This window comes from Psychroflexus torquis ATCC 700755, from assembly GCF_000153485.2.
Classification (GTDB): domain Bacteria; phylum Bacteroidota; class Bacteroidia; order Flavobacteriales; family Flavobacteriaceae; genus Psychroflexus; species Psychroflexus torquis.
The window spans coordinates 2,074,454-2,097,409 of record NC_018721.1 but is presented as its reverse complement, the minus strand read 5'-3'; the positions used below and the strand labels follow the sequence as shown (position 1 = coordinate 2,097,409).

Below are 22,956 nucleotides of genomic sequence, written 5' to 3'. Positions count from 1 at the left end.
TAATAAATAATTATAAGACTTATTTATTTTCTGAATAGCGTTTTGAAACTTCTTCCCAGTTGATAACATTAAAAAATGCATTAATGTAGTCTGGTCTTCTATTTTGATAGTTTAAATAGTAAGCATGTTCCCAAACATCCAATCCTAAAATAGGTGTTCCCCCTTGGCCTACATTAGGCATCAATGGGTTGTCTTGATTTGCTGTAGAGCAAACCTCTACCTTACCACCGCTATGGACAGTTAACCAAGCCCATCCAGAACCAAATTGTCCTGCAGCAGCTGTAGAGAAAGCATCTTTAAAAGAATCGAAAGATCCAAAAGATTCATCGATAGCTTTTGCTAATTCTCCAGATGGTTTTCCACCACCTTTTGGAGACATTACTTTCCAAAACAAACTGTGATTATAAAAACCTCCTGCATTATTTCTCACTGCATTATTGGATAGGTCTAAATTTATAAGTATGTTTTCAATAGTTCTGCCTTCCAAATCTGAACCTTCTAAAGCAGTATTTAATTTTTGGGTGTATCCAGCATGGTGCTTACCATGATGAATTTCCATCGTTTTTGCATCAATATGTGGCTCAAGTGCGTCATGAGCGTAATCTAATTTTTGTAATTCAAAAGCCATAATCTTATTTTTTTGTTAATATATTGCAACCAAAAGTAAGTATTAAGACTTTGTTTTTACTTTTTTTGGTGTTATTATTTACTTAAAACAGATTATACACCCTAAATTAAGAATCTCGGATCAAGCCTCAGAAAAATTAAACTCTCAATGAAATATTAAAAAGGGTTTTAGATTTTTAAAAGACATTTAAATCAAATTTAATACCTTTCCCTTAAAATTTAAATGATGTTGACAACGTCCAATTTTAGGATTTATAATGCTTCTGCAGGATCTGGTAAAACCTTTAAATTAGCAGAGCGCTACCTAAACTTGCTTCTTTCTTCTCCTCAAAATAGTAGCTTTCAAAATATTTTGGCCATCACTTTCACCAATAAAGCCGTTGGGGAAATGAAATCTAGAATTTTGGAGTATCTCGTGAGTTTTTCTGAAGGTAAGACCTCTTTGGAAGATGATCCTATGCTCCTATTAATTCATAAAAGCACGGGCTTAACCAAAGAGCAAATTCAGAAGAAATCTAAAAGAGTCCTTGAGGCAATTCTAAATAATTATGCCGCTTTTGAAGTTTCTACTATAGATGCTTTTACGCATAGAATTATAAGAACTTTCGCGAAAGACTTGGGCCTATCTATGAATTTTGATATAGAAATGGATACCAAGCAAGTCTTGGAACTGGCTGTAGAACGAGTTGTTGAAAAAGCAGGGAAAGAGGAAGAGCTAACCGATGTTCTCATTGATTTTGCTGCAGAAAAAGTGGAAGATGATAAAAGCGGAAATATAACTTTAGATATCATCAATGCTTCAAGTCTTCTCCTAAGTGAAAAGGACGAAGCCTATATTGCTATTTTAAAAGATTACAATCTGAAGGACTTTAAACAGCTTAAAACTAAGCTTAAAAAAGAAGTTTTGTCGATCGATGAACATCTGCTTTCTATTGGAAACGCTTTTCTAAATGGAATGCAGGATAATGGACTAGAGGCAAAAGATTTCAAAGGGGGTTATATTCCGAAATTTTTTAAAAAGCTTTCCGAAGATAACGTTACGCTTACTTTTTCTGCACAATGGCAAAACACACTAGAAGATGAAGAGACCTATGTCACCAAAAAGCTTAACGATGAAGTAAAAAGTAGAGTGTTTTCTATGAAAAGCATTATCGTAGAGAAATTTGAAGCGGTTAAATCTCTTTATTCCAATAAGAAACTATACGAGAAAGTACACCGAAACATCACCCAATTATCTTTACTAGGTGCAGTAAAGGGGGAAATGGAACTCCTCAAAAAGGAGCAAAACATCATGTTGATTTCAGATTTTAACAAAAAGATAAGTGAGGAAATAAAGAAGCAACCCGCCCCTTTTATTTTTGAACGCTTAGGAGAGAAATTTCAGCATTTTTTTATAGATGAGTTTCAAGATACCTCAAGGCTGCAGTGGAATAATTTGATTCCGTTAACAGCAAATGCTCTTTCTGCTTTATTTGATGACGAAAAACCTGGCACCTTAACCCTTGTTGGGGATGCCAAGCAATCCATCTACGCTTGGCGAGGTGGAGATGCTCATCAATTTATAGATCTTTCTCAGGGTGATTCCCCATTCTCCACAAAACAAAGTGTGGAAACCTTAAGCAGTAACTTTAGGAGTAGTAAGGCTATTGTTTCTTTCAATAATGATTTTTTTGAATTTGTTGGCCATCAGCTTAATGATGAAAAGCTAAAGACTTTGTTTAGCGGAGAACACTTAAAGCAAAAGATGCATAAAACGGAAGAAGGATATGTTAATCTTAGATTTTTAGAAGCCTCAAGCAATGAAGAAAGAGCTGAAGTATATCCAGAAGAAATTCTAAAAATAATACTTCAAAAGAAAGAACAAGGTTTTCCACTAGGTGACATTTGTATTTTAATTCGACAAAAATCTGAAGGTATTGCGATTGCAGAATATTTAAATCAGCAGAATATTCCAATAATTTCTTCTGAAACTTTACTGATTAAATCAGACGATCAAGTTCAGTTTGTTTTAGCTCTTCTACATGTTTTAAATGACGATAAAGACGAGCTGTCTAAAGCAGAGGTTCTAGAGAAAATCTTGACAAGGTTATCATTTTCAGAAGAGGAGCATTTTACTATTTTAAGAAACACACTCCATAAAGGAGAAGATGTCTTCTGGGAAAGTTTAAAACAGCTCGGCTTCACCTTTAACTCCAAACACTTCCATACCCTACCTTTTTATGATGCTGTAGAATACCTTATCCACAGGTTTCAAATTGAAAAATTTGCAAGTGCATATCTCCAGTTTTTTCTTGATGAAGTTTTTGAATTCACGCAAAAGCAAAATGGAAATCTAAATGCTTTTCTAGACTATTGGTCAAATCAAGGTAACAATAAAAGCATCGTGAGCACAGAAAGTGAAAATGCTGTACAAATCATGACCATTCATAAAAGTAAAGGACTTCAATTTCCAGTTGTAATTTTCCCTTATGCTAAACAACAGATCGATTATACGGGGACAAGTCATCTTTGGGTAAAACTACCAGAAAAATTCCAAATCCCCTTCGCTCTTATCACTAAGCCTGGAAGAGATATAGATAACCCTGATTATACAGAAAGCTATCTTAACTTAGTAAACGGATTAGAAATGGAAAACATAAATATTCTTTATGTGGCTTTGACCCGAGCTGCGTCAGAGTTGTTTATCCTTTCGGAAGATGATAGAGATAAGAGTGGAAAGATAAAACCTAATACTTACTCAGGCTTACTTATGAGTTACCTAGAATCTGAAGGTAAAACCATTAAGGTCTTGATTGAATATGAATGGGGTAAAAGTACTCTGCCTAAAAAAGGGCAAGTTTCTGAAGTAGAGAACATCAGCTTTAAATTTCATTCTCCTTCCCCAAGTTTAAGTTTAAATCTAGTAACAACTGCTGGAAAACTATGGAATGAAGATCTTACAGACGCCCTTCAAAAAGGAAATTTAATCCATTCCCTTTTATCCAGAATACATATTCCAAGCGATATTAATGCATCATTAGAATGGCATTATACCAATGGATTTTTTGAAGAGGAGAAACTAGGTATTTATAGAAATTTACTTAATAATATAGTCACACATAAAGAACTTAAGGATTACTTCTCCAACGACTATGAAATATGGAATGAGAAAGATGTTTTTTTTAAAAATCAACTTTTAAGACCAGATAGGGTGAACATTAAGGGTGGAAATGCTGTTCTGATCGATTATAAAACTGGAAAAACATCAAATCAACATATTAATCAGATCAATACGTATGCTGAATCTTTGATAGCTTTAAAATATAATGTTAAGAATAAACTGCTCGTTTATCTAAATGAATCCATTGAAGTAAAGTTTGTTTAAATTTGCAATAAAATGAAAATATATGTATTCAAATAAACTAAAACATCAACTTACAGAAGAAATACAAAATATAAAAGATGATGGACTTTATAAAAAAGAACGTATTATCACTTCTCCACAAGGAGCAGAAATCACTTTAGATTCTGGTGAAAGCGTTTTGAATTTTTGTTCAAATAACTACTTAGGCTTATCTTCTCACCCAGACGTGGTTAAAGCGGCAAAAGACACATTAGACACCCATGGTTTTGGAATGTCTAGTGTAAGGTTTATTTGTGGAACTCAAGACATACACAAAACTTTGGAACATGAAATCGCTGGATTTTATGGAACCGAGGACACCATCCTCTACGCTGCCTGTTTCGATGCAAACGGAGGTGTTTTTGAGCCCTTACTCACCAAAGAAGATGCAATCATTTCCGATTCGCTGAATCATGCTTCAGTCATTGATGGAGTAAGGTTATGTAAGGCTGCTAGATATCGATATCAAAATGGAGATATGGAAGATCTAGAGCTACAATTACAAAAAGCCAAAAATGATGGTGCTAGACATATATTAATCGCAACCGACGGTGTTTTTTCTATGGATGGCTTAGTTGCTCCATTAGATAAAATTTGTGATTTAGCAGATAAATATGAATCATTGGTTATGATCGACGAATGCCATGCTACTGGTTTTATAGGCGATAAGGGAATTGGAACCTTAGAAGAAAAAGGTGTTTTGGGTCGTGTCGATATTATAACAGGAACCTTAGGCAAGGCTTTAGGGGGTGCTATGGGTGGTTATACGACTGGCAAAAAAGAAGTTATTGATCTATTGAGACAGAGATCACGTCCTTATTTATTTTCAAATTCTTTGGCACCATCAATAGTAGGAGCTTCTATAAAAGTTTTTGATATTCTCAAAAATGACAACACTTTAAGAAAAAAACTTACAGAAAACACATCTTATTTCAAAACCCACATGAAAGATGCAGGATTTGACATTATTGATGGAGAATCTGCTATCGTTCCTGTTATGCTTTATGATGCTAAATTAGCCCAAGAAATGGCTGCTATGCTACTAGAGGAAGGTATCTATGTCATTGGATTTTTCTATCCAGTTGTCCCTAAAGGAAAAGCTAGAATACGTGTCCAGTTATCTGCTGCACATAATCAAAAACAACTTAATAAAGCTATCGAGGCCTTTATAAGAGTAGGTAAGCATTTAAAAGTTATTGAAAGTTAATGCTTTTAGAAATTTTAATTTTACATTTGTTAATTATTGTTATATTTTATAATAAACTAAAACTAAAAAAAAAATGAAAAAATTGAACAAACTTTTTTTGGTACTTGCACTTTCTTTAGGCGTGTTTAGTACACAAGCACAAGATGAAAATAACCCCTGGGCTGTTGTTATCGGAACTAATGCAGTGGATTTTTATGCTGCTGATAATGGCTTTATACCAAGCGAAATGTCAAGTGGAAGCCTGTTTAGTGAATATTTTAATGCTAGCGATAATTGGAATTTCTTACCATCGGTATCTTACCTCGAGATTCAAAGATATGTTGGTGATGGATTCTCAGCCAGATTAAGTGGATCCCTTAATCAAATTGATCGATTAGGTGATCTCCCTGCCGATGACTTAAGTTTTTATAATATAGGTGCTGGTGTTCAATATAATTTTAAAAACATTCTAAACACTTCTTTTATTGATCCTTTTTTAGGAGTTGGTGCTGGATATTATTGGGTAGAGGGTAGTGGAGCCTCAACGTTTGATTCTGATTTAGGTATCAATTTTTGGTTTACAGATAATATAGCATTCACTGTGAAATCATCTTTCAAAACTGCTTTTGAAGATGATAATTTCGATTATTTCCAGCATTCTGCTGGTTTAACTATTGCATTTGGTGGAACTGATTCTGATGGAGACGGTGTTTATGATAAAAACGACATGTGCCCAGATGTACCAGGTTTAGCTGAATTTAACGGCTGTCCAGATTCTGATGGTGATGGTATTACTGATAAGGACGATAAATGTCCTGATACTGCTGGATTAGAAGAATTTGACGGTTGTGCAGATTCTGATAGTGACGGTATTGCAGATCCAAATGATGATTGTCCAAACGAAGCTGGTACTGAAGCTTTAAATGGATGTCCAGATGCAGATAACGATGGAATAGCCAATAAAAATGATGACTGTCCAAATGAAGCTGGACCAAAGGCAAACAACGGATGTCCTTATCCTGATGCAGACGGAGACGGTGTATTAGACAAAGATGATATGTGTCCAGATGTTGCTGGTACTGAAGCAAATAATGGTTGTCCAGAAGTTACTGAAGAAATTCAAAAAGAATTGAATGAGTATGCTAAAACCATCAATTTTGAAACTGGTAAAACAACAATTTCAAAAAATTCTGAGGAAGCCTTAACTGCTATTATAGCAATTCTTGACGAATATCCTAATGCTAAATTTACAGTGGAAGGACATACTGATAGTGTAGGTAGTGCTAAAAACAACGAAAGCCTTTCTGAAGCTAGGGCTCTTTCTGTGAAATCTTACCTTGTTAAAAATGGTGTAGATGAATTTAGATTATCATCTGCAGGTTTTGGAGAACAAAAACCTGTTGAGAGTAATGATACTAAAGCGGGTAGAGCAGAAAACAGAAGAGTTGAAATTAACTTGAAGAAGTAATTTATTTTAAAATATAATTTTTAAAACACCCCAATATGGGGTGTTTTTTTATTTTTAACCTATGGAAAGTTTTATAGCTCACGTGGTTTCTCAATTACAGAATGTCAACTTAGATCATTGCCGGTTTGTCCTACCCAGCCGAAGGGCTGCACAGGCCTTTTCAAAAGAATTGTTACAGAGAAATCAAGGCGAAAGCTTTATTGTTCCACCAATTCAAAGTATTGAAGAATTCATCGAAGATGTTTCTGAAGTAAAACTGATTAACAATTTAGAAACTTTATTTGAATTTTATAACATCTATAAAGACCATACAGACCCAAAACATCAAGAACCCATAGATCACGTTTACAATTGGGGGCAATCTATCATCCAAGATTTTAATGAAATAGACCGCTATCAAATAGATGCGAATCAGTTTTTTGGTAATATTAAAGCTATAAAAGATATTGAACATTGGTCAAAGTCTGATGTGAAAACAGAATTGGTCGAAAATTATATTGAATTTTGGGAGAGATTACCTAAGTATTACCATGAATTAAAGGCTAACCTAAAATCAAAAAATAAGGCCTATCAAGGTATGGCCTATCTTGAAGCGGTCAAAAACATCGAAGCTTATTCCAAAAACTCTTCAAGGAACTTTTATTTATTAGGCTTCAACGCTCTAAATACCTGCGAAGAAGTCATTTTTCAAACTATTATTGACCAAAATAGGGGGAAGGTTTTTTGGGATATTGATAATTATCTTTATGATAACCACATTGCTGGCATGTTTCTAAGACACTATTCAAAAACGTGGCCCTACTATTCTCGTGAAAGCTTGGTGCCCTCAACTAATTCCTACCTAAATAAAAAAGAAATAAATATCTATGGAGTTCCTAAAAAAATAGGACAAGCAAAACTTGTAGGTGACCTTCTGTCCAAAATGAGTGAGGGTGAGCTTAATGAAACCGCTTTGATTTTAGGAGATGAAACATTGTTACAACCTATCCTCAATTCACTCCCAGACAATATAAAAAAAGTGAACGTCACCATGGGTTTGCCATTACACCAGACCAATATGGTATCCTTTTTTGAAGTCTTATTCAAAATAAGGTCCCAAAATGAAGATCGATTGCATTTTAAAACGCTGTTGGAGCTAAGTGGACATCCTGTCCTTAGAAAAGCATATCAAAAGGAGCTCCAATCTATTGAGACCCGAATACATAAAAACAACATTATTTTTCAATCTAAAGAGGACTTTTTAAAGTCTTGTCAGTCTTTTGATTCTGATTTGATACTGATTTTCAAGCTAAGTATCTTTATAAAAGATTGCTCTGTTGATGAATTTCTTGCAAATTGCCTAAAAATCATTGAGATTTTGAAACCAAATTTCTCCTCTGATGTCCTTCAACTGGAATATCTGTTTGGGTTTAAAAAACTATTTACAAAATTAAAGAATTTGATGGAGTCTTCAGAATTAATCAAAGACTTCAAGGTATTTCATCTCATTTATATAGACATATTATCTTCTGAAACCCTAGATTTTGAGGGGTCGCCATACGAAGGACTGCAAATAATGGGAATGCTGGAAAGTCGAGTATTAGATTTCAAAAACGTTATTATTACCTCTTTAAATGAAGGTGTTTTACCTTCTGGAAAATCTCAAAACAGCTTTATTCCGTTTGACCTAAAAAAGGCTTACAAGCTCCCTACTTACAAAGAAAAAGATGCTATTTATGCATACCACTTCTTTAGGCTTATACAACGCTCTAGTCAGTGTCACTTTATTTATAATAATGCTACCTCAGGAATTGAAAAAGCAGAAAAAAGTCGATTTCTGACCCAATTGGAGATTTTTAAAGCCCCTCAACATTCGGTGAAAAACCATACTGCAGTTTCTAACACACAGCAAAAGAAAACCATTTTGAAAGAGGTTCGTAAAACACCTCAAATGATAGAAAAATTGGAGTCACTTTTTCAATATGGCATTTCTCCTTCTGCCCTTGCGGCTTACATCAGAAATCCCATTGACTTTTATCGCAGGTATGTTTTAGACATTAAAGAAGTAGACCATATCGAAGAAGACATTTCTTTCAGGACGCATGGGACTGTTATTCATGATTGTCTGGATTTTTTATATAGCAATTATAAGGGTAAGCTCCTAGACTCTAGTGATATTGACTCGATGCTTAAAGAATACCCAAACGTTATCAAGACTTTATTTGAAAAGAAGTTTCCTAAAGAAGCTCTCCAAAATGGCAAAAATCTAATTGATTTTAAAATTGCTAAACAACAAATCAAACGTTTTTTAATTCAAGAAAAAGAGATTGTAAAGTCAAATCAAGTAATAATTTTAGAACTAGAGAATATAGCTGAAAAATCAATTACCATTGACGATATCGATTTTTCGATTAAATTGAAGGGGGCCGTAGATAGAATAGATTTATGCAACAACCAACTAAGAATTATCGATTATAAAACGGGGAGAGTTGAGAGTAAAGATCTGAAAATTGCTGAAAATTGGACTGATTTTATAGAGGACTATAAATATTCTAAAGCCTTTCAAGTCTTGTTTTATTCTTTACTGAAAGAAGAAGACTTGGGAGAAAACGGGATGGCAGGGATCATTTCGTTAAGGAATTTAAAATCCGGATTTATGACGTGTTCTCAAACCAAAACAAATTTAACCTTGAAATCACTTCTTCCAGATTTTAAAATTCAATTAAAATCTTTAATTTTGGAGATCTTAGATCCAGAAATCCCATTTAAAGAAAAACTTGTTTAATCGAAATCTATCATGCGTTGGACTGTAACTCAAGAAGCTGATATTCAAAAAGCCGAACACCTTCAGAAAGCTATTGGTGTAAGTTTGCCTATAGCAGAACTTCTCATTAAAAGAGGCGTCGAAACTTTTGAAAAAGCCAAAACCTTTTTTAGACCTAGCTTGGACGATCTCCATGATCCCTTTCTAATGAAAGGCATGGAGAAAGCAACTTCACATATTCTAGAAACCTTAGAAAGCAATAAACCTGTTATGGTATTTGGTGACTACGATGTGGATGGGACTACTAGCGTCGCTTTAATGACTACTTATCTCAAAAAGTTAGGGTTTGATGTCGTTAGCTATATTCCAGATAGATACGATGAGGGTTATGGTATTTCATATCAAGGAATCGATTATGCCAAAGCACAAGGAATCGACCTAATCATTGCCTTAGACTGCGGTATAAAGGCTATTGATAAAATTGATTATGCGAAATCGATAGGCGTAAATTTTATTATCTGTGACCACCATAGACCAGGAGCAAGTATTCCAGATGCTATAGCTGTATTGGATCCAAAACAAACTGATTGTCACTATCCTTTCGATGAATTATGCGGTTGTGGAGTAGGCTTTAAACTCGTCCAAGCTCTACAAGCGAAGCTCGATAGACCACAACAACAAATCTATACTTATTTGGATCTTGTGGCTACGGCAATAGGTTCTGATATTGTCCCCATAACTGGAGAGAATAGAGTCCTCGCTCATTTTGGATTAAAACTCATTAACTCAAGAAGACGACCTGCTTTTAAGGCTATTTTAGAAAACACAAAGAAAAGAGAACTGACTATTACTGATGTTGTTTTTATGATTGGTCCTCGCATAAATGCTGCAGGAAGGATGAAGCACGGTCTTTTAGCCACCGAACTCCTGTGTGAAACCAATTACGAAAAAGTGAAAGTCTTGGCTAAAGACATTGAGTTATACAACTCTAGCCGTAAAGAGACAGACAAGTCAATTACCAAAGAGGCTCTCGATATGATTAAGGAGCAAAAGGAAGAAGGAAGAAGTACCACAGTCGTTTATCAACCTCATTGGCACAAAGGAGTGATTGGTATCGTCGCTTCAAGGCTCACTGAAACTTATTACAGGCCTACATTAGTATTCACAAAAAGTGGAGAAAAGCTAGCGGCCTCCGCTAGATCTGTAAAAGGTTTCGATGTTTATGATGCTTTAGAAAGCTCATCTGAATTTATTGAGCAGTTTGGCGGACATAAGTATGCTGCTGGCCTAACTTTGGAAGAAAAACATTTTGAAAATTTTAAAAGGAAATTTGAGGATGTCGTTAAATCAACTATAGATCCTGAGCTTCTAATTCCAGAAATTTTATATGATTCTGAAATCACTTTTAAAGATATCACCCCTAAACTTATAAGAATCCTCAAACAGTTTGCCCCTTTTGGACCAAGAAATATGACACCTACTTTTGTCTCTAGAAATGTATCAACAACAGGTTTTGTAAAGACCTTGGGAGAAGACGGCTTACATCTAAAAACCAACTTAACTCAAAGCGAAACTGTTTTTACAGCGATAGGGTTTGGATTGGGAGATAAAAAAAATCTGATGAAAAAAGATGAAAAATTTGATATTGTATATACTATAGAAGAGAATGAGTGGGATGGAAACATCACGCTACAACTGAATCTAAAGGATATAAAAAAACCAAGTTAGTAGCAATTTACTAACTTTGAAATAACTTTATAGACCTAACTAAATGTTGCAAGATATACTTTCAGGAATCCCTTTGGGGGTTTTTTTAGCCTTCATGGTTGGTCCTGCTTTTTTTATTCTTTTAGAGACCGCTGCCATAAGGGGCTTTAAAGCCGCTTTCACCTTTGATATAGGCGTTATACTTGCAGATATTGTTTTTATATTTATAGCTTATTTTAGCACAAATCAATTACTTCGCAGCATTAAGGATGACCCTGGCCTGTTTATATTTGGAGGAGGTGTATTAACTATTTACGGTCTTATTGCTTACATAAAAGCTAAAAATGCCACCTATACCGATGCCGATTTTGAAGTCCAAAAGCTGAAGCGTAAAGACTATCTTGGAATTGTCGCTAAAGGGTTTCTGCTCAATTTTATCAATATAGGGGTTTTAGGATTTTGGCTAGGACTACTTATCATATTCGGTCCCTCTTTAGAAATGGAAGCATCAAGACTAGTTATTTTCTTTACAAGCATAATTGTGACGTATTTACTCGTTGATGTCTTAAAAATACTGCTAGCTAAAAAACTGAATAATAAGCTAACTCCTAGGCGAATCACGTTATTTAAAAAGGGAATTAGTTTTCTATTAATTATATTTGGATTGATTTTGATACTTAGAGGTCTCATTCCAAAGGAGATAGAAAAAATTGAGAAAAATTTAGAAGACGTTTCTTACAAAGTCGATAGCTTTTAGACGTAAAAAAACCAATCATTAAATACTGCACTCTCAATATCAGTTGGAAGAACAGTTCAAAGTATAGAGAGGGAAAATAAGAATATTCCTAAATAGTTTTGTAAAAGTGATTTTAAATGTCCCTTGAATTCAACTAATAAATCCTACTTGGAAATTATATTATACAAAGCCTTTAATACACTTTTGTTGCGAGCCAATCTTAAAAGCAAAACTTAGTTTACTTTAATTTCTAAAAACTTAATAGCATCGCAACACTCGTTTTTTACAATTTTTCTCAGCAATAATTAAAGCTGTGTCCGATTTTCTTTTTGAAAGTTTCTGGAACTTAGTTATACCAATTTAGTTTTTAAATGTTGCATTAAAAATTTGAATTATTTTTTACTTAATTGAGGAAAAAAATATAAGCATAGCAATAGTTATGGTTCTATTTTATGACGATTAGTAGTATCCATCCCACCAACTACATATAGCAAGTCAAACTGATTATGTTTATCAGGTAATTCCGGGTAAAAAACTTCTCTTATGTATTCTGTAGTTTTTTGTAATTCTGGGGATACAAATCTTTAATATTCTTGTGGTTGATGGACATAATATTTTCCAAAGTGTACTTTAACCACTGATAAGGGTTCACCTCGTGTTTTTTACAGATTGCAAAGAAGGAATACATAATTGCCCCTCGTTGTGCCGCATCGTGAGAGCCTGCAAAGAGATAGTTCTTACGTCCCAAAGCTAATTTTCTTATAGCATTTTCAGTGAGATTATTATCTATCTCGAGAACCCCATCATATAAATAGGCACTGAGCTGGTCCCACCGGTTCAGGCTGTAACTCATAGCTTTACCTATTGTGCTTTTTGGCAGGATATGGTGATCCTTTAGCTGGTTTACCATCCATTTTCCAAATTCATCAATGATCCCCAAGGACTCGTCCAGCCGAAGCTTTTTTCGCTCTTTTGGATTTAAATTATTCTCCCGTGCCTTAGCCTCGACTTTGTAGAGCTTCTGGATAAAAGTAAGCGCTATCTCTGCCTTTAGTTTATCATTGTCCCGGGCTTTATCAAATTCCCTTCGGGCATGAGCCCAGCAATTAAGGTGAGTAACCCCTTCGCGTTTTCCAATTTTATCATAAACAGAATACCCATCACTTTGCAGGTAGCCCTTAAATCCTGATAATACATGCGCTGCAGCCTGGGCGCTGCGCCCCGACTGATAATCAAAAAGCACCGTTTTATCTATAGGACAATGGTACACCCAGTAGTATCCCTGATGGGTGGTGCCTTTCTTTTTCTTATCGATGACTTTGATGGGGGACTCATCGGCCTGGAGATACCCCTTTGACCGAATATCTTCCAGCAAATGCTGATAAAGAATATCCAATATTTTAAGGCTTTGCCTGGTCCAGCCTTCCAAAGTGGAAGAGGCAATAGGAATATCAGCTCTTTTAAAACGCTGAAGCTGGCGGTAAAGAGGGAGATGGTCTTCATACTTATCGACCAGAATGGAAGCTAAAAGCCCGGCTCCCGGTATTCCTTTTTCAATAACTCGCTCTGGAAGCGCTCCTATTACAACTCCTTCTTTATTCCGAGGAGCGTATTTATAGCGGATGTAGCGTTTGATGTAATATTTGGAAGGCTCATATTCTAATTCCTCGGTGATTTCTTCTCCAATACAGACCATATCGCTTAAATCGCCCTCAGGGTAGATCTTGATTTCTTCCACGGGAAGATGCTGCGGAAGCGGTACTCGACCTTTATGAGCAGATTTCCTTTTTCGGCGCTCATAGGTAAGCTTTTCCTTTACTTCTTCTTCCTGCCTTTGTGCTATTTCTGGCTCCATCTCAAAGGGAAGGCTCATTTGATCCTTATCACCCTCGAAGCGTTCTCTTTTCTGTCCGTGAACAATCCGTTTGTACTGAGCCAGTTGAAACTCCAAATCCAAGATCTTATAGTGTGCCTTTTCAACATCCTTTCCCTTCTTCTGAAGTAGGCTCAAAAGTTGGTCTTTAGTAAGGTTTTCCAGGGCATTTTGCATAGGATAAATATACAAAAACCGATACTTTGAACCTAGCGTTAACCCCTGTTTTTACTGATAAAATACGATTATTTCCTAGTGTGAATAGCGCAGTTTCTGAACACTTTTTTTAACCGTAATACCCTCGATCATCAGCACCAGTTGCGGCCAGCTGAAACTAGTCTGGCCTTCCCTTATTGCAGGTGGAGTGAAGCTTCCCCGCTCCAGGCGTTTATAGTATAAAACAAAGCCGCCCCGTTCCCAATGAAGGAGCTTCAGATGGGTGCGATTCCGGTTAAGAAAAACGAACACATCGCCACTTGTGGGCTCCCTATTCAGTTCATTTCTTACCAGTCCGCTTAGGCCATGGAAGGATTTACGCATATCACAGGGCTTGAGGTAAAAGTGATAACAATGGGAAGAACCTAGCGAGAACATTAGTAAAGTTTTACTAACCTTGCAATTAATGCCAGATCCGGTGAACTCATTTGAAGCTTGACCCCATTGGGGTAAATAAATTCCATGGCACTGGCTGAAGATTTCAATCCAGTGTCTACTTCCACAAAACCGCCCGGGTGATCTTCCTCTTTCTTTTTGCGTATCCAGTAACTAAAAGTAGAAGGGCTGATCCCTCTTTCTTTGCTAAAGGCTTTTGACGAAAGGCCACTACTTTGATATTCCGTTACCAATTTGTACATTTCTTCGTGTTTGCTCATAATAAATATTATTTTAGAGCAAAGCTATCGAGAGAAAGTCAGGTGGTCAATATGTGGTTGGTGGGGTGGATACGTTTAGTAAGTGAAAAAAAAACTTATTTTATACGACATTTGAATGCCAAATTGGTATTATGCCTATTTTCTCTTAATTTAGGTATTTAATCCAATCGACAAACCACATATAAAGTCACAGTGAACCATTCTCAGTTTATAAAAAAAAGACCTTTGAGAGGATCTGTTTAATCTCAGGTTTCAACCTTAGTTTTATAATATTAAAAAACAATATTTGGTATTACTGTTTTATAATTTTGACTGAATAACGCTTTAAACCATCCTGAAAAGAAACTAAATAAACTCCGTTGATTAAATTTGATAAATCAAGTTTTGTCTTGTTAGTCGTTTTTTCTTCTTGTATTAAAACTTTTCCAAAGATGTCATATACTATTATAGTATAGCGTTGTGAATATTCACTATTAATATTAATAATTTCTTTTGTTGGATTTGGATAAACAGTAAATAATTCAACCTCTTCATTATTGATAGACAAGCTTTCACAGTTATTCAAAACTTGGTCAATACTATAACATCCAGAGTTATTAACCTCGCACTTAAAGATCTTTAATTTTATGCAGCATATTTGATGCTCTCATGTTTAAAATATTTTGCTACCCTTTCGCTATCATTTTGAAGCATTTTCATATGATTCTCTAAATTTTCTTTCATTTTTTCTTGTGTTTTTGGTGCCGGTTTATCCGAGAGTCCATACTTTAAATCGCAATTCAGATATTCATCTGGGTTTCGCTCAGGTGAGTATGATGGCAGGTAAAATAGTTCTATGGTTTCGCCATTTTCTTCCGCCCATTTCTTTACAACTTTACTATGATGGACTCGTAAATTATCAAGGATTAAGAATACTTTGGTTTCTTGCGATTTGATGAGCTGTTCTAAAAATTGAATAAATACATCTGAGTTCATATTTTCTTTATATATCATAAACTGAATTAAACCCTGATTTGTAACTGTAGAAATCATGTTGATTGAAAACCGCTTCGACATATGTTTTTTAACAGGAGTTTTTCCTTTTGGAGCATAGGAACGTCCATGATGATTATTGTTTTTTACACCCGTTTCATCCCCCCAATGAATAGTTGCCTTCTCTTGTTTTGCCTTCTCTTTTATTGCTGGATATTCTTCGTCTAACCATTTTTGAACTTTTTTGGAACATTGTTCATAAGCTCTCTTTTTTGGCTTTTGAGGCGTGAATCCCCAAGCGTTGAGATAATTACCGACAGCTCTTCTTCCGATTGTAATACTAAACTCTCTTGCTATCAAATCCCTTACTGCCCTTGTAGTCCACAAAGCATAATCTAACTTTAGTTGATCGGGCATTACATCAATAATCATTTTTTGGATTGCAGCTTCTTGATCTTTATTGAGTAGTTTTCGATCTTCTGATTTGACTCCTCGTTTTTGATATGACAAAGATTTATGACCTTCTTTATTGTAAAGCTTCCACCAATCTCTAACAGTATTTACATGAACACCGTAAAACAGAGCTATGTCTTTTTTTTTATCTCCACGTTTTATCATTTTTACAGCATCCCTTCGAATTATACCTCTTTCCTGATCAGAAACACTCCTTAAGTCTATTTTTTCCATCTATAAATATACGAAATATTTAACTATAAATAAAGAACTATTGATTCGAAGTTAATATTATCTTGAATTATGGAGTTACCATTATTTTGCAAATGAAAACAAACAGAATCAATATTACAATCACTTAAAAGATCATTACGCGAAATAATCAAACCGTCACCAATAGATTCAATATTAGAAACAGCACTAATATCATTTAATATTGGATTACCCCTAATTACTAAATCATCTATTGAAGAAGTAATATTTTCAAGACCATTCAAATTAACAAGGCTTTCATTGTAATTGATAGATACTCGACTATCAACTGTTTGTAAACTACTTAATTCCAAAAAATCTGTTAGGTCTGTTGAATTAAACGTTATTGATCTTACTGATTCTAAATTGTTAAACCCAGAAATATTGTTTAAACCTCTGCTATTACCAAAAATAATAGAAGATCCAAGATCAATTAAATTATTAAAACCACTTATGATTTCCAGTCTTGGATTGTCCCAAAAAATCATTCCAGTTTGGTTTATGGTAGTCAAACTGTTAAAGCCACTTAATTCGAATAGATCGTTATTATTATAAAAATTCATACTTTTATCTACACTCACTAGTCCTTGAAAACCACTAACATATACTAAGTTATTATTTGACCTAATATCTAGATCATTACCTATTGATACTAGATTATTTAATCCATTAATTTCTGTTAATCGCAAATTATTTCGAATATCTAGAGACTCTCCTATTGAAATTAAACTGTTAAATTCACTTATGTGTGTGATATTTTCATTGTTATAGATCGATACTGATCCTACAACACTTTCTAATTTATTAAATCCTGATAAGGTTTGTGTTTGATTTGATGTTATAGACAATTCTGCACCTATCTCCAATAGATTTTCAAAACCTGTTAAATCGCTGAAATTAGAATTTGAAATAGACAAATAACCATTTATTTGGTTGAGCTGAGTAAACCCTGCCAAAACGTCCGTTCCTATGTTCGAACTCATTAGAAAACCTCCTTGAACTTCTTGTAGACTATTAAAACCTTCAAAGTTATTAATAGAATTTGAACCTATATAAACATCTGACCCAACTAATTCTAACGAACTTAAACCTGTAATTTCATTTAAATTATCATTCCCTCCAATAAAAAGTTTAGAACCAATAAAATTTAGTTGATCAAAACCAGATATACTGAACAATGAATCATTATTTACTATTCGTAATTCACCATTCAGTTGACTAGCAAAACTTATTCCATCAATTGATGTTAAACTAGGATTAGATAAAATAATAATATCACCTTGAAAATTCTCAACTGAATTAAAATTATCAATTTCATTTAGTCCTGTGTTATCAAGTATTAAATCCGATCCCACAAAAGTTAATTGGTCAAATTCCGGAAATGAACTTAAAAGAGGATTATCAATTATTCTAATGGCCTCACCTATGTTTTCTAAACTGTTGAAACCACTCAATGAAATTAAATCCTCGTTATCATTTAATATAAAGTTCGAATCTATTGATAAAAGACTATTAAATCCACTTATACTTAACAAAGGATCATTTCTTTCTACCAAAAATTCGCCTCCAATAGATAATAGATTTTCAAACCCGATAATGTTCTCACTGTTATTTTGTTTAAAATAAATTCCACCAACAGAAGTTAAATTTGTAAACCCACCTAAAGTTGTTACGCTATTACTTGTAAAATTAATATCCCCATTAATACTTTCTATATTAGAAAAACCACTGAGGTCAGAACTAAAATTGTACTGAAAATTGAAATTACCACCAACAGAACTAAGATTATTTAAACCACTTAAATCCATTGATTCGGGGAGCTGACTTATTGTAAGATTACCTACTACCGAAGTAATGTTATTCAATCCATCTAAATTCAGTATTAGATTATTGTAATCAGCAATCGTGAGGGATCCACTAATTTCGGTACAACTTGGATAATTAGTTATAAAAGAATCAATGTCTGCTTGCGCATATAAATTAACGTTCCCTGTTGGACACTGGGCAAAAACCATAAACGACATTAATAGAAAGAAAAGTGCATAACTTTTTTTCATGTTTTTTTAGTAAATATATTAATACTTTTTTAGTTAAACCCATAAGTGCGAAACCTTTATTCTTTAGAGTTTCAATTGGGTTATGATATTTAAATTTTGTGATTAATCTGTTATTTAACTCAAGTTTCGCACCTAATCAATTTCACTTAACACCCTGATGATTAAAGCTATGGGTATTTGTTAGAAACCCATAACTCTCAATATCCTCTATTATTTTGGATGTAATAAGTTCAATATCAATTGATTCTACTAGTTTTTCCAAATTGGTTAAAATTAAGTTGACAACTGCCAATATTCTGATATTCAGCTTATTTTCAATATAATCCTGTTTTAAATCTTTAAATAATCCGCCTATGGTTTCATAAGCCTCCATTCTGTACCGAATACTTGTAAGCAGATATTGGGTCATTGCAATTGTTATTTGTGCAATCTGGACATCAAAATTGGTAGACTGACACTTTCCAAGACCAAAGAGCTGCTTGGCTTCTTTAAAAAAGACTTCAATTGACCATCGAATACTATATACTTCAATTGCTTTTACAAATTTGAGTGATGTATCAGTGGTTATTAAGGTGTGCCATTTGCCGTTCTTCCCACGCTTTGAAATAAAGAGAGCAACCTTGAGCCCATCAATTTCAGCTATGTAATGATGGTAGTAGTAATTGAATTTACGACAGCGCTTGGGCTTTGCTTTCTGTTTTTTAAGTTGTGCTAAAGTTTTGACCTTTGATCTGACTTCAATTTTACTATTGTATTTATACATCCCAATAATATGGGTCGAACTGCAAATACTTCGTAACTTTTTAAGTAATCCCACACTTGTAAACCAGGTATCTATTAAAATATAGTCTACAGGAATTTTACGCTTTACAACCCTGGAAAACATTTGCACTACTAGGTCTGTTTTCTTTTTATTGAGTTCCCTATACCTCTTTGCCGCAACTGTTTTACTACATCTTGGTGTCTTCTTTTGGGCCTTACGCTGCTTTGCGGTTAGACCATATTTTAATCTTGATGTTTTGCTCTCACGGTGCAGACTAAAATCAATGGGGATAAAAACACTTCCATTCCAATACCCAGCCACAAGTAGCTTGAAACCTAAATAGTAGGTCTTTGACACATGGTTGTAGATCTTTGAGACTCCTTCAATAGTCTTTCCTGTTTTTGAAAGATCAGTATCATCAAAGATCAAGCATCTTGTAGGGTCTGCTGAGGGGGTGAAGAGTTCATCTTTCAATAGATATTGCTTTACAAACTGGGCCAAAAAAGCTCTCCAATTAATTTTTTGATTTGCCAAGATTCGATAGTATGAATCTTTTCCACATTTATTAAGTTCTGGATCTTTGTCAGTTGTAAGTCCATAAATAGAATTAATTCCAATAAGGGGCAAAATCAAGAGTGTAGCGATCAAATCCTCAAATGAAAAACCCGCCTTTTTGCACCAACTGAATTGTTTTTTTATTCTATTGAAGCCTAAAATATTTAGATGTGCCCGTAAATAGTCTGAATTAAACCAAACCTTATTAAACTTCCCTTTTATTTCTTGAACTTTTGCAATATATTCGTGTTGTAGCATGTTTTGTACTTTGTGTTTAGTTACTTAAAGATACAGTAAAACCAGGGGTTTCCCTTGGTTTTCATGCTATTTTTTTCCAATTAAACCCTGTGAATAATGGGTGCGAAACTTGAGTAGAAGAATAAAAAAGCTCAAAGAATCAGTTATATGAATGCATGAGCCTAGACTACTAGTGCTTCAAATTAAAGTAGAAAAGAGTAGTTTTTTACCTCAGTTCTTTGTTTTGAGTTGTTTTTAATCGGTATGGTATTTAGAGTCAACAGGTTTAATAAATAAATTACATAAAAGTCCTATAAATAATAAACCAGCCATCAAGTACATGGTTAAGTTATATACATCGGCATTTGGCATGTTTAAAACTTCCATTTGATATTCTCTTAAGTAATTTATGGTTACAGGCCCTATGATGGCTGCCATACTCCAAGATAATAACAATTTACCATGGATCGCTCCAATTTGTTTAGGGCCAAACATATCTCTTAAATAAGCCGGTATCGTAGCAAAACCTCCACCATACATACTAATAATAATAGAAAAGGCTATCGTAAATAATAACACACTCCCTATTTCAACCGTAAATGGAATAAATATATAAAGGAAGATCCCTAAGGTAAAGAAGATGGAATAGGTGGTTTTACGTCCTAAATAATCGCTTAATGTTGACCACACAAATCGACCTATCATATTAAACAAACTAAGTAATCCAACAAAAACAGCAGCGTCTGTCACAGTTACTGCTTCAGTAGCTCCCATGTTTTCTGTGCTAAACATTTCTTGTATCATCACACTGGCTTGACTTAAAACACCTATCCCTGCGCTTACATTTAATCCCAATACCATAAAAAGCAACCAAAATTGTGGTGTTTTAACAGCTTTATCTACCAAAACATTCTGTGTGGTAATTAATTTATTTTTCTTGGTGGTAGTAGGGTCGTATCCTTTAGGCTTCCAGCTTTCACGTGGTATTCTTACAATAAAAGAACCAAACAGCATTATTACCAAATAAAGTAAACCCATAGTTAAAAAGGTTTCCGATACTCCCGTTGAGGTTTCGGTTGCATAAAACTCTATTAAATACACACTTAAAGGAGAGGCAATCATAGCTCCACCACCAAAGCCCATAATAGCCATTCCGATAGCCATACCAGGTCGATCTGGAAACCATTTGATCAAGGTGCTTACGGGTGAGATATATCCTAATCCCAAACCGATACCACCTAATACGCCAGAACCTAAATAAAGCATCCAAAGTTCATGTAAATAAATACCTAAAGAAGAAAGTAAAAAGCCGCTACTAAAAAAAATCGCTGCAAAGAACATCGTTTGTCTGGGGCCAACCCTTTCTACCCATTTCCCTAAAACAGCCGTAGAGGCTCCTAAGAAGAAAATAGCAAGGGTAAAAATCCAACCCAATTCAGAAAGTTTCCAATCTTCTGGAAGTTGTTCTGTGATTCCAATAATTTTGGTGAGTGGTTTATTAAAAACACTAAAAGCATAAATTTGACCGATACATAAATGAATACTCAAGGCAGCAATTGGAGCAAACCAACGATTATAATTGCTTTTTGCGAAACTACTCTCTTTGTTTAAATACATATCAATAATTTTAAATACTTAGTAGAGTAGAACCTGATTGTTTTATTATATTCATATGGCGAATATAATAAAACAATCAGCACCCCCTTCATCAAACACTTCAACAGGCTCAGTGCACCGCCGTGCATGAATATTTCCCTCACACAGCCTGCCCCGTTTTTGTCGGGGGCTTACCGATAGATTTCTTTATTGAGCTTTCGCAAGGGTTTTCAAGCGTGCATACTTTTCTATATCAAATAGGTTGTAAAATTTAACCAAATTCTCATAAGGCCGCTGGCGTAGCTTCCGATGGGCTTTCCTTCCTTTGCACTTCCCCAATTACCACAATCTTTATATCATAAATTGTTCAAAAAAGAGTAGGTGGTATATGCCAAAACTCCTTTTGGAAAACCAGAACATGTGATTGAATATTTAGGTAGGTACATTCACCCCGTTACAAATTATCACTTAAAGTCAGCTTAAATTTATAATGGGGCAAATAAAATAGCGATAAGTAACCACCGGATCTTGTCGATTGATAAAGAAAAAAGGAAGATTACATTTAGTTTAAAAGACTATAGAAAAGGTGGGCAAAAAACCACACTAACACTCTCCACTAAAGAGTTTATACGGCGTTTTCAACTTCATATTCTTTCCAAAGGCTTCATACCAAATTAGACCAATAATGTCGCAATAAATCGTTTTACCGAAATGAATTCGGCACAGGCTTTCTTCGCCTGCTTTTCATCAAAAATAATTACCGTAGCTAAGGCTATGCTAGTTATTTTTTATTTCAATCAATCAAAAAACCTGTACTGAGCCACGTCGAAGTATAATTCAATTTATTCATACGGCATTATAAATATAATTTGGTATTACTCGAATAAGGCATTATAGGTTTTTGAGTAGCAGTTGGAAAAAAGAAAAGTTAACGCTATTACAACTGCAATTAAGAGATAAAAACTTGGCACACATTGTAACCTTTGCAACTCAAGAGAAGACCTTACATCGCTGTTGTTCGAGTTGTAAAAAGCAAACCTTGATCACACTTTTTATCTTTTAAAGTCGCTATCCACCAAAGGGTTACAAACAAATTATAAAGGATAAACTACTAGAATACAAACATTAAAAAGCGGTTCTAAAAAGAGCCTTAACTCACTAATACCCAAACTGAAGGAAAATGATAAAAAACAGCAGATTCTCACACAAAAAAAGCATGATCTCCCTAAAAAGTACCTTATTTAGATGAGCAACTGAATAAAAAGGATACAAAGCACTCTAAAAACGACCTTCTCCTCTTGTAAGGTTCTTGCCAACTCATCGAATTCCCCCTTATTTAAAAATACCGGATCAGTCAACAAATTATATAGCGGACTCCACTGATCCTGCCTATCGTTCCTTGGCAGGCAGGACCTGTCGAAGTGTTGGCCTATCGGTACGCCATATAATTTTCACTAACTGCAACCGTATTTTCTAA

At 34.5% G+C, this 22,956-nt stretch carries 15 protein-coding genes and 1 pseudogene; 7 read left to right on the top strand and 9 right to left on the bottom strand.

The features are described from left to right. Window positions 1–19: 19 nt before the first annotated feature. Window positions 20–628, bottom strand: a complete 609-nt coding sequence (locus tag P700755_RS08960) for a superoxide dismutase (protein ID WP_015024350.1) — start codon at window positions 626–628, stop codon at window positions 20–22. Window positions 629–850: 222 nt separating this feature from the next. Between P700755_RS08960 and P700755_RS08955 the strand changes: the two genes are divergently transcribed. The 6 genes from P700755_RS08955 (at window position 851) to P700755_RS08930 (ending at window position 11,870) form a co-directional block, all read left to right on the top strand. Further along, on the top strand, window positions 851–3,991 hold the full coding sequence (locus P700755_RS08955) for a UvrD-helicase domain-containing protein (RefSeq protein WP_015024349.1): 3,141 nt from the start codon (window positions 851–853) through the stop codon (window positions 3,989–3,991). Window positions 3,992–4,013: 22 nt separating this feature from the next. Continuing rightward, window positions 4,014–5,216, top strand: coding sequence for a glycine C-acetyltransferase (gene kbl, locus P700755_RS08950; RefSeq protein WP_015024348.1), 1,203 nt, complete (start codon window positions 4,014–4,016; stop codon window positions 5,214–5,216). Between the two features lie 73 nt (window positions 5,217–5,289). Beyond that, window positions 5,290–6,663, top strand: a complete 1,374-nt coding sequence (locus tag P700755_RS08945; RefSeq protein ID WP_015024347.1) for an OmpA family protein — start codon at window positions 5,290–5,292, stop codon at window positions 6,661–6,663. 61 nt (window positions 6,664–6,724) lie between these two features. Continuing rightward, entirely contained in the window at window positions 6,725–9,427 is a 2,703-nt protein-coding gene (locus tag P700755_RS08940) for a PD-(D/E)XK nuclease family protein (RefSeq protein ID WP_015024346.1), read from the top strand. Window positions 9,428–9,439: 12 nt separating this feature from the next. Continuing rightward, entirely contained in the window at window positions 9,440–11,134 is a 1,695-nt protein-coding gene (gene recJ / locus P700755_RS08935; protein WP_015024345.1) for a single-stranded-DNA-specific exonuclease RecJ, read from the top strand. 43 nt (window positions 11,135–11,177) lie between these two features. Continuing rightward, on the top strand, window positions 11,178–11,870 hold the full coding sequence (locus P700755_RS08930) for a LysE family translocator (protein ID WP_015024344.1): 693 nt from the start codon (window positions 11,178–11,180) through the stop codon (window positions 11,868–11,870). Window positions 11,871–12,390: 520 nt separating this feature from the next. Here P700755_RS08930 and P700755_RS08925 read toward each other — a convergent pair. The 8 genes from P700755_RS08925 to P700755_RS08895 all read right to left on the bottom strand — a co-directional run bounded on the left by P700755_RS08925 (window position 12,391) and on the right by P700755_RS08895 (window position 21,500). Then, complete coding sequence (locus P700755_RS08925) at window positions 12,391–13,899, bottom strand: IS66-like element ISPto8 family transposase (protein WP_015024343.1); 1,509 nt, start codon at window positions 13,897–13,899, stop codon at window positions 12,391–12,393. Between the two features lie 75 nt (window positions 13,900–13,974). Next, window positions 13,975–14,316 carry an IS66 family insertion sequence element accessory protein TnpB gene (tnpB, locus tag P700755_RS21295; RefSeq protein WP_015024193.1) on the bottom strand — a complete coding sequence of 114 codons (342 nt, stop codon included), beginning with the start codon at window positions 14,314–14,316 and terminating at the stop codon, window positions 13,975–13,977. Continuing rightward, a complete protein-coding gene (gene tnpA / locus P700755_RS08920) occupies window positions 14,316–14,594 on the bottom strand; it encodes an IS66 family insertion sequence element accessory protein TnpA (protein WP_015024194.1) in 279 nt (92 codons plus the stop codon). The genes tnpB and tnpA overlap by 1 nt, the downstream gene beginning before the upstream one ends. A gap of 292 nt (window positions 14,595–14,886) precedes the next feature. Continuing rightward, on the bottom strand, window positions 14,887–15,141 hold the full coding sequence (locus P700755_RS08915; RefSeq protein ID WP_041758281.1) for a T9SS type A sorting domain-containing protein: 255 nt from the start codon (window positions 15,139–15,141) through the stop codon (window positions 14,887–14,889). Between the two features lie 77 nt (window positions 15,142–15,218). Then, window positions 15,219–16,253 carry an IS630 family transposase gene (locus P700755_RS08910; RefSeq protein ID WP_015023751.1) on the bottom strand — a complete coding sequence of 345 codons (1,035 nt, stop codon included), beginning with the start codon at window positions 16,251–16,253 and terminating at the stop codon, window positions 15,219–15,221. Between the two features lie 23 nt (window positions 16,254–16,276). After that, complete coding sequence (locus P700755_RS08905; RefSeq protein WP_015024342.1) at window positions 16,277–18,328, bottom strand: cell surface protein; 2,052 nt, start codon at window positions 18,326–18,328, stop codon at window positions 16,277–16,279. 142 nt (window positions 18,329–18,470) lie between these two features. Then, window positions 18,471–19,904, bottom strand: coding sequence for an IS4-like element ISPto3 family transposase (locus P700755_RS08900; protein WP_015022725.1), 1,434 nt, complete (start codon window positions 19,902–19,904; stop codon window positions 18,471–18,473). A 234-nt stretch (window positions 19,905–20,138) separates the two neighbouring features. After that, entirely contained in the window at window positions 20,139–21,500 is a 1,362-nt protein-coding gene (locus P700755_RS08895; protein ID WP_015024341.1) for an L-lactate MFS transporter, read from the bottom strand. 360 nt (window positions 21,501–21,860) lie between these two features. On the opposite strand from P700755_RS08895, the pseudogene P700755_RS19945 reads away from it, so the two are divergent. Continuing rightward, window positions 21,861–22,148: pseudogene (locus P700755_RS19945) on the top strand (transposase); the annotation flags it as partial. Window positions 22,149–22,956 lie beyond the last annotated feature (808 nt).

Excerpts from the sequence above, each read along its gene's own strand:
- P700755_RS08945 (WP_015024347.1), top strand. The coding sequence starts at position 5,290 with ATGAAAAAATTGAACAAACTTTTTTTGGTACTTGCACTTTCTTTAGGC.
- P700755_RS08905 (WP_015024342.1), bottom strand. The coding sequence starts at position 18,328 with ATGAAAAAAAGTTATGCACTTTTCTTTCTATTAATGTCGTTTATGGTT.
- P700755_RS08900 (WP_015022725.1), bottom strand. The coding sequence starts at position 19,904 with ATGCTACAACACGAATATATTGCAAAAGTTCAAGAAATAAAAGGGAAG.
- P700755_RS08930 (WP_015024344.1), top strand. The coding sequence starts at position 11,178 with ATGTTGCAAGATATACTTTCAGGAATCCCTTTGGGGGTTTTTTTAGCC.
- kbl (WP_015024348.1), top strand. The coding sequence starts at position 4,014 with ATGTATTCAAATAAACTAAAACATCAACTTACAGAAGAAATACAAAAT.
- P700755_RS08940 (WP_015024346.1), top strand. The coding sequence starts at position 6,725 with ATGGAAAGTTTTATAGCTCACGTGGTTTCTCAATTACAGAATGTCAAC.
- P700755_RS08960 (WP_015024350.1), bottom strand. The coding sequence starts at position 628 with ATGGCTTTTGAATTACAAAAATTAGATTACGCTCATGACGCACTTGAG.
- P700755_RS08955 (WP_015024349.1), top strand. The coding sequence starts at position 851 with ATGATGTTGACAACGTCCAATTTTAGGATTTATAATGCTTCTGCAGGA.
- tnpB (WP_015024193.1), bottom strand. The coding sequence starts at position 14,316 with ATGTTCTCGCTAGGTTCTTCCCATTGTTATCACTTTTACCTCAAGCCC.
- tnpA (WP_015024194.1), bottom strand. The coding sequence starts at position 14,594 with ATGAGCAAACACGAAGAAATGTACAAATTGGTAACGGAATATCAAAGT.
- P700755_RS08925 (WP_015024343.1), bottom strand. The coding sequence starts at position 13,899 with ATGCAAAATGCCCTGGAAAACCTTACTAAAGACCAACTTTTGAGCCTA.
- P700755_RS08895 (WP_015024341.1), bottom strand. The coding sequence starts at position 21,500 with ATGTATTTAAACAAAGAGAGTAGTTTCGCAAAAAGCAATTATAATCGT.
- P700755_RS08910 (WP_015023751.1), bottom strand. The coding sequence starts at position 16,253 with ATGGAAAAAATAGACTTAAGGAGTGTTTCTGATCAGGAAAGAGGTATA.
- recJ (WP_015024345.1), top strand. The coding sequence starts at position 9,440 with ATGCGTTGGACTGTAACTCAAGAAGCTGATATTCAAAAAGCCGAACAC.